This window comes from Paracoccus sp. PAMC 22219 (genome assembly GCF_000787695.1).
GTDB lineage: Bacteria > Pseudomonadota > Alphaproteobacteria > Rhodobacterales > Rhodobacteraceae > Paracoccus.
The window spans coordinates 1-7159 of the sequence record NZ_BBPH01000207.1 but is presented as its reverse complement, the minus strand read 5'-3'; the positions used below and the strand labels follow the sequence as shown (position 1 = coordinate 7159).

The 7159-nt window shown below is 67.0% G+C and carries 6 protein-coding genes; all 6 read left to right on the top strand.

From position 1 onward, the window contains the following. Positions 1-22: 22 nt before the first annotated feature. Positions 23-682 carry a glutathione S-transferase family protein gene (locus TY51_RS18545; RefSeq protein ID WP_042252560.1) on the top strand — a complete coding sequence of 220 codons (660 nt, stop codon included), beginning with the start codon at positions 23-25 and terminating at the stop codon, positions 680-682. Beyond that, on the top strand, positions 660-1871 hold the full coding sequence (locus tag TY51_RS18540) for an acetyl-CoA C-acetyltransferase (RefSeq protein WP_042252558.1): 1212 nt from the start codon (positions 660-662) through the stop codon (positions 1869-1871). The genes TY51_RS18545 and TY51_RS18540 overlap by 23 nt, the downstream gene beginning before the upstream one ends. 11 nt (positions 1872-1882) lie before the next feature. Further along, complete coding sequence (locus TY51_RS18535) at positions 1883-4054, top strand: 3-hydroxyacyl-CoA dehydrogenase NAD-binding domain-containing protein (protein WP_042252556.1); 2172 nt, start codon at positions 1883-1885, stop codon at positions 4052-4054. A 169-nt stretch (positions 4055-4223) separates the two neighbouring features. Continuing rightward, complete coding sequence (locus TY51_RS18530; RefSeq protein WP_042252554.1) at positions 4224-5408, top strand: toxic anion resistance protein; 1185 nt, start codon at positions 4224-4226, stop codon at positions 5406-5408. Continuing rightward, positions 5408-6424 carry a DUF2927 domain-containing protein gene (locus tag TY51_RS18525; RefSeq protein ID WP_042252552.1) on the top strand — a complete coding sequence of 339 codons (1017 nt, stop codon included), beginning with the start codon at positions 5408-5410 and terminating at the stop codon, positions 6422-6424. The genes TY51_RS18530 and TY51_RS18525 overlap by 1 nt, the downstream gene beginning before the upstream one ends. Positions 6425-6475: 51 nt before the next feature. Next, positions 6476-7159, top strand: a 684-nt coding sequence (locus TY51_RS18520; protein ID WP_042252549.1) for an SPFH domain-containing protein, incomplete at its 3' end; no start/stop codon positions are given.

Genomic DNA, 7159 nt, shown 5'->3' with positions numbered 1-7159 from the left:
CCCCCGGCGTCGAGGAGGAAAGATGACCGCGCAACTCTGGTGCTTTGGTGAATCCGGGAATGCCTACAAACCGGCGCTGACGATGCAGCTGGCGGGCTATGACTGGCAGCCCGTCTATGTCGATTTCTTCAACGGAGAGGGGCGCAGCCCCGAGTTCCGGGCGCTTAACCCCATGGGTGAGGTCCCGGTCTTTCGCGAGGGCGACCTGACCCTGACGCAATCCGCCGTGATCCAGTTGCACGTGGCCGAACGGACCGGCAAGTTCCTGGGCAGTGACCGGAACGAGACGCTGCGTTGGCTGATGTTCGACAATCACAAGATGTCGGCCCAAGCGGGCCCGGCGCGGTTCCTGCTGAACTTCCTGCCCGCGGACAAGCGTCCGGTCGGTGCTGCTGAATACCTGCAAGGACGGCTCAAGGCCGCCTACCAGGTGCTGGACGCGCATCTGGCGGGTCGGGACTGGGTTGCGCCCGGCGGTCCGACCATCGCTGACTTCGCGCTGTGCGGCTATCTGTACTATCCCGAGCCTTTCGGTTTCGACCGCAAGGACTGGCCCCATATCGACCGCTGGCTGCAGGCCATTCAAGCTCTGCCCGGCTGGAAACACCCCTATGATCTGATGCCCGGCAACCCATCCGACCGGCGCCCAAGGAGGACACATGACCGACGCATTCATCTATGACGCCGCCCGCACCCCGCGCGGCAAGGGCCGCCCCGATGGCAGCCTGCACGAGGTCACCTCGCTGGCGCTGTCCGCGCGCCTGCTGAACGCCGTCAAGGAACGCAACGGGCTGGAAGGCCACGCGGTCGAGGATGTCATCTGGGGCAACGTCACCCAGGTGAAGGAACAGGGCGGCTGCCTCGCGCGCAGCGCCGTGCTGGCATCGGACCTGGACCAGTCCATTCCGGGCCTGTCGATCAACCGGTTCTGCGCGTCCGGCATGGAGGCCGTGAACCTGGCCGCCAACCAGATCAAGGGTGGCGCGGGCCAAGCCTATATCGCCGGCGGCGTCGAGATGATGGGTCGCGTCGCCATGGGCAGCGACGGGGCGGCCATCGCCGTCGATCCGGGCCTGGCGATGCGGTCGTACTTCGTCCCGCAGGGGATCAGCGCCGACATCATCGCGACCGAATACGGGTTCAGCCGCGCGGATGCCGATGCGCTGGCCTTGGAAAGCCAGCGCCGCGCCGCGCAGGCGTGGCAGGAAAACCGCTTTGCCAAATCCGTCGTCCCGGTGCTGGACCAGAACGGCCTGACCATCCTGGACCGCGACGAATACATGCGCCCCGGCACCACCGCCGACGATCTGGCCAAACTGCGCCCCGCCTTCAAGGAGATGGGCGAGATGATGCCCGGTTTCGACAAGGTCGCGATGCTGAAATACCCGCACCTGACCCATGTCGATCACATCCACCATGCCGGCAACAGCAGCGGCATCGTCGACGGCGCCGCCGCCGTCCTGATCGGCAGCAAGGAGTTCGGCGAAGCGTATGGTCTGAAACCCCGCGCCCGTATCCGTGCCACCGCCAAGATCGGCACCGACCCCACGATCATGCTGACCGGTCCGGTGCCGGTGACCGAGAAGATCCTCAAGGACAGCGGCCTGTCCATCGGCGACATAGACCTGTTCGAGGTGAACGAGGCCTTTGCCTCGGTCGTGCTGCGCTTCATGCAGGCGTTCGACGTGGACCACTCCAAGGTCAACGTGAACGGCGGCGCCATCGCCATGGGCCACCCCTTGGGCGCGACCGGCGCGATCATCATCGGCACCCTGCTGGACGAGCTTGAGCGGCAGGACAAGACCATGGGTCTGGCGACCCTGTGCATCGCGTCCGGCATGGGCGCGGCCACCATCATCGAACGCGTGTGAGGACCCCGGACATGACCGATTTCACGATGGAAAAGGGCGCCGACGGCGTCGCGGTGATCACCTGGGACGTGCCGGGCAAGTCGATGAACGTGCTGTCGATGGACGGCGCGACCGCCTTGGGCGGGCTGGTCGACGACGCGCTGGCCGACGATGCCGTCAAGGGCATCGTCATCACCAGCGGCAAGAAGGACTTTGCCGCCGGGATGGACCTGAAGGTCATCGCGGGCATGAAGGACGCGAACGGCGCGCAGGGCGTGTTCGACGGCGTGATGACGCTGCATCACCTGCTGCGCAAGATCGAGCTGGCGGGGATGGATCCCAAGACCAAGAAGGGCGGCAAGCCGATCGCCGCCGCCCTGCCCGGCACCGCACTTGGCATCGGGCTGGAACTGCCGTTGGCGACGCATCGCATCTTTGCCGCCGACAACCCCAAGGCCAAGATCGGCCTGCCCGAGATCATGGTCGGCATCTTTCCCGGCGCCGGCGGCACCACCCGCCTGACGCGCAAGCTGGGCGCGATGATGGCCGCACCGTTCCTGCTGGAAGGCAAGCTGTCGGACCCGAAAAAGGCGAAATCCGCCGGGCTGATCGACGAGGTCACAGCCGACCCGGTGGCCGCCGCCAAGGCCTGGGTGCTGGGCGCGACCGACGCCGACATCGTCAAGCCCTGGGATGCCAAGGGCTACAAGATGCCGGGCGGAGAGCCGTTCCACCCGGCGGGTTTCATGACCTTTGTCGGCGCATCGGCGATGGTGCATGGCAAGACGATGGGCGTCTATCCGGCGGCCAAGGCGCTGCTGTCGGCGGTCTATGAGGGGTCGATGGTGCCCTTTGATCAGGCGCTGAAGATCGAGGCGCGCTGGTTCACCAACGTGCTGATGAACCCCAGCAGCACCGCGATGATCCGCAGCCTGTTCATCAACAAGGAAGCCTTGGAAAAGGGCGCGAACCGTCCGGACGCGCCGGACCAGACCGTGCGCAAGGTCGGCATCTTGGGCGCGGGCATGATGGGCGCGGGCATCGCGTATGTCAGCGCCATGGCGGGGATCGAGGTCGTGCTGATCGACGCGGCGCAGGACAGCGCCGACCGCGGAAAGGCCTATTCGACGGGTCTGTTGGACCAGGCCATCAGCCGCAAGAAATCGACCGAGGAGAAGAAGGCCGAGGTTCTGGCACACATCACCGCCACGACCGACTATGCGGCGCTGGACGGGTGCGACCTGATCGTCGAGGCGGTCTTCGAGGACCCGTCCGTCAAGGCCGAGGTCACGAAGAAGGCCGAGGCCGTGATCCCGTCCGGTGCGATCTTTGCCACCAACACCTCGACACTGCCGATCAGCGATCTGGCGCGTGCCAGCGCGCGGCCCGAGCAGTTCATCGGCATCCATTTCTTCAGCCCCGTCGACAAGATGCTGCTGGTCGAGATCATCAAGGGGAAACAGACCGGCCCTGTGGCCGTCGCCAAGGCGCTGGATTTCGTGCGCCAGATCCGCAAGACCCCCATCGTCGTCAATGACGAGCGGTTCTTCTATGCCAACCGGTGCATCATCCCCTACATCAACGAGGGCATCCGCATGGTGGCCGAGGGCGTGAACCCCACGCTGGTGGAAAACGCCGCCAAGATGATGGGCATGCCCCTGGGTCCGCTGCAGCTGGTGGACGAGACCAGCATCGACCTGGGCGTCAAGATCGCCAAGGCCACCAAGGCCGCGATGGGCGATGCCTATCCCGACGGTGCGGTCGACGACGTGCTGTTCTGGATGGCCGATCAGGACCGGATGGGCCGCAAGGGCGGCGCGGGCTTCTATGCCTATGAGGACGGCAAGCGGCAGGGCCTGTGGGAGGGTCTGGACGCGCAATACCCGCGCGCCGACGACCAGCCCGCACTGGAGGACATCCAGCACCGCCTGATGTTCGCGCAAAGCCTGGAGGCCGTGCGCGCGCTGGAGGACGGCGTGCTGGAGGACATCCGCGAAGGCGACGTGGGCGCCATCCTGGGCTGGGGCTTTGCGCCCTGGTCCGGCGGCCCGTTCGGCTGGCTGGACATCCTGGGCGCGCAGACGGCGGTCGAGATCTGCGACCGGCTGGAGGGCCAGCACGGCCCCCGCTTCAAGGCGCCGCAGATGCTGCGCGACATGGCGGCCAAGGGCGACGGCTTCTATGGCCGCAAGGCTGCGGCCTGACACCACCCCGGATGGGCCGCGTTTGTGGCCCATCCGCACCACCGGCTGTGTCCGCCCTGCCATGTCGCGAAACTTTCCGGTCTGCATGTCGTTGATGCCACGGAAATTAGTCATATGCTGAGACACCGGAACCGCCCGACGGGCGGATGGCCGACAAGGGGACATGCCGATGAGTGACGAGACGAAACGCCGCGCCGAAGCTGCTCAGGCCCAGATCGAGGCCGTGGCCTCGGCCCCGCTGCCCGAGCCTGCGCCCGCGGCCCAGTCCCTGTCCGATGCCGACCCCGCCACCCAGGCCCAGATCCGCGCCCGCATGGCCGAGATCGACCTCAAGGACAGCAATTCCATCCTGCGGTTCGGCACCCGCGCCCAGGCAGACCTGCAGCAGATCAGCCAGTCCATGCTGGCCGACGTCAAGACCAAGGAGGTCGGCCCCGCCGGCGACAGCCTGCGCGAGGTCGTGACCACGATCCGCGGGTTTTCCACGACCGAACTGGACATGCGCCGCAGCCGCAGCTGGTGGGAAAAGCTGTTGGGTCGGTCCGCGCCCTTTGCCAAGTTCGTGGCGAATTACGAACAGGTCCAGACCCAGATCGACCGCATCACGGCCGAACTGGAGGGCCACGAACAGAAGCTGCTCAAGGACGTCAAGTCGCTGGATATCCTGTATGACCGCACGCTGACCTTCTATGACGAACTGGCGCTGTACATCGCCGCGGGCACGGAAAAGCTGGCCGAACTGGACCGCGACACGATCCCCGCCAAGGAGGCCGAGCTGGCCGGCAAGGCGCAGCCCGATCAGGTGATCGAGGCGCAGGAACTGCGCGACCTGCGCACGTTGCGCGACGATCTGGAACGGCGCGTCCACGACCTGAAGCTGACGCGGCAGGTCACGATGCAGTCGTTGCCCTCGATCCGGCTGGTGCAGGAAAACGACAAGTCGCTGGTGACCAAGATCAACTCGACCCTGGTGAACACGGTGCCGCTGTGGGAGACCCAGCTGGCCCAGGCCGTCACCATCCAGCGCAGCGCCGAGGCCGCCCGCGCGGTCAAGGAGGCCAGCGACCTGACCAACGAACTGCTGACCCGCAACGCCGACAACCTGCGACAGGCCAACGCCCAGATCCGTGCGGAGACCGAACGCGGTGTCTTTGACATCAAGGCGGTGCAGACCGCCAACGCCCAGCTGATCGCCACCATCGAGGACAGCCTGCGCATCGCCGACGAAGGCCGCTCGCGCCGCCGTTCGGCCGAGGAGGAGTTGACCCGGATGGAGGCCGAACTGCGCGACGCGCTGGCGTCGGCATCGTCGCGCCAACCGTCTGCCGTGACCGGACCCGGCGGGCGGCGCTGATGTTGCGCGCGGCTGTTCCCGCCCTGGGACTGGCGCTGCTGCTGGCTGGCTGCGCCCCCGACCCATTCACGGACACCCCCGGCTCTCCGCGCCCCGAGGCCCGCCCCGAGGCCACCGACGCCGCGCAAAGCCAAGCAGAGCTGCGCCGTGCCCGCGCCGAACGCAACCGCACTGCAAACGCGGTGGCGCGCCAGGCCTCTGCCTCGCCCAGCCAGGCCAGCCAGACGCAGCGCGATTTCTATGCCGCGGCGGAACGGCGCCTGGTGGCCCAAGGGCGCCTGCGCCGCGAGCGCACTCCGCTGGACGCCCCGATCGACGCCGAGATCCTGACCCGCAATTTCATCGAGATCGCGCTGCGCGACGAATACAGCCAGACCGACGGCGGGTTGGTGTCGCAGGCCCGCGCAGCACCGGTGCGCCGCTGGCAGGGCCCGGTGCGGATGCAGCTGGAATTCGGCGCATCCACCGACATGGCGGCCCGCCCCGCCTGGCGGTCCGAGGTTGCCGATTTCGCGGCCCGCCTGTCGGACGCTGCGCGCCATCCCGTGTCGCTGACCGCCGAGGGCGGCAACTTCACCATCCTGGTCCTGACCGAGGATGAACGGCGCGCCATCGGCCCACGGCTGGCCCAGCTGGTGCCGGGCATCCCGGCGCAGGACGTGTCCATCGTGACCGAACTGCCCGCCGCGATCAGCTGTGCGGTCTTTGCCTATTCGCGTGGCGCGGCCGCCGATTACGCCCGTGCCGTGGCGGTGATCCGGGCCGAACTGCCGCCTTTGCTGCGCACGTCCTGCATCCACGAGGAGCTGGCGCAGGGCATGGGCCTGGCCAATGACAGCCCCGGCGCACGTCCGTCGATCTTCAACGACGACGAGGAATTCGCCCTTCTAACCCGCCATGACGAACTGCTGCTGCGGATCCTGTACGATCCCCGCCTGCGCCCCGGCATGTCCGAGGCCGAGGCCGCCCCCATCGTCCGGCGCATCGCCGCCGAACTGCTGGGCGAGAATGCTTGATCCTGCCCCCGGCCCGCCCCTAGAAAGGGGCGAGGTCAGCGGGAGGCACCTATGTCCATCTTCGACATCCTGGGCGGCGAGTTCATCGAGATCATCGAATGGACGGCCGACAGCCGCGACACGATGGTCTGGCGGTTCGACACCGTCGGCCACGCGATCAAGTACGGCGCGAAACTGACCGTCCGCGAGGGACAGGCCGCGGTCTTTGTCCACGAAGGTCAGCTGGCCGACGTGTTCGGCCCCGGCCTCTACCTGCTGGAGACGAACAACCTGCCGGTGATGACCCGCCTGCAGCATTGGGACCACGGTTTCCGCAGCCCGTTCAAGTCCGAGGTCTATTTCGTCAACAAGACCCGTTTCAACGACCTGAAATGGGGCACCAAGAACCCGATCATCGCGCGCGACCCGGAATTCGGCCCCGTGCGCCTGCGCGCCTTCGGCACCTATGCGATGCGGGTCAGCGACCCCGCGCGCTTCATGTCCGAGATCGTCGGCACCGACGGCGATTTCACCCGCGACGAGATCACCTTCCAGATCCGCAACGTGATCGTGCAGGAGTTTTCCCGTGCCATCGCCGCGTCGAACATCCCCGTTCTGGACATGGCCGCCAACACCGACCAGCTGAGCGCACTGGTCGCCAAGGCGATCGCCCCGGTGATCGAGGCTTACGGCCTGGTCCTGCCCGAGTTCTATGTCGAGAACATCAGCCTCCCCGCCGAGGTCGAGGCGATGCTG

What these genes read in the sequence shown, in the direction of transcription:
- TY51_RS18545 (WP_042252560.1), top strand. Translation starts at nt 23, where the DNA reads ATGACCGCGCAACTCTGGTGCTTTGGTGAATCCGGGAATGCCTACAAA.
- TY51_RS18530 (WP_042252554.1), top strand. Translation starts at nt 4,224, where the DNA reads ATGAGTGACGAGACGAAACGCCGCGCCGAAGCTGCTCAGGCCCAGATC.
- TY51_RS18535 (WP_042252556.1), top strand. Translation starts at nt 1,883, where the DNA reads ATGACCGATTTCACGATGGAAAAGGGCGCCGACGGCGTCGCGGTGATC.
- TY51_RS18525 (WP_042252552.1), top strand. Translation starts at nt 5,408, where the DNA reads ATGTTGCGCGCGGCTGTTCCCGCCCTGGGACTGGCGCTGCTGCTGGCT.
- TY51_RS18540 (WP_042252558.1), top strand. Translation starts at nt 660, where the DNA reads ATGACCGACGCATTCATCTATGACGCCGCCCGCACCCCGCGCGGCAAG.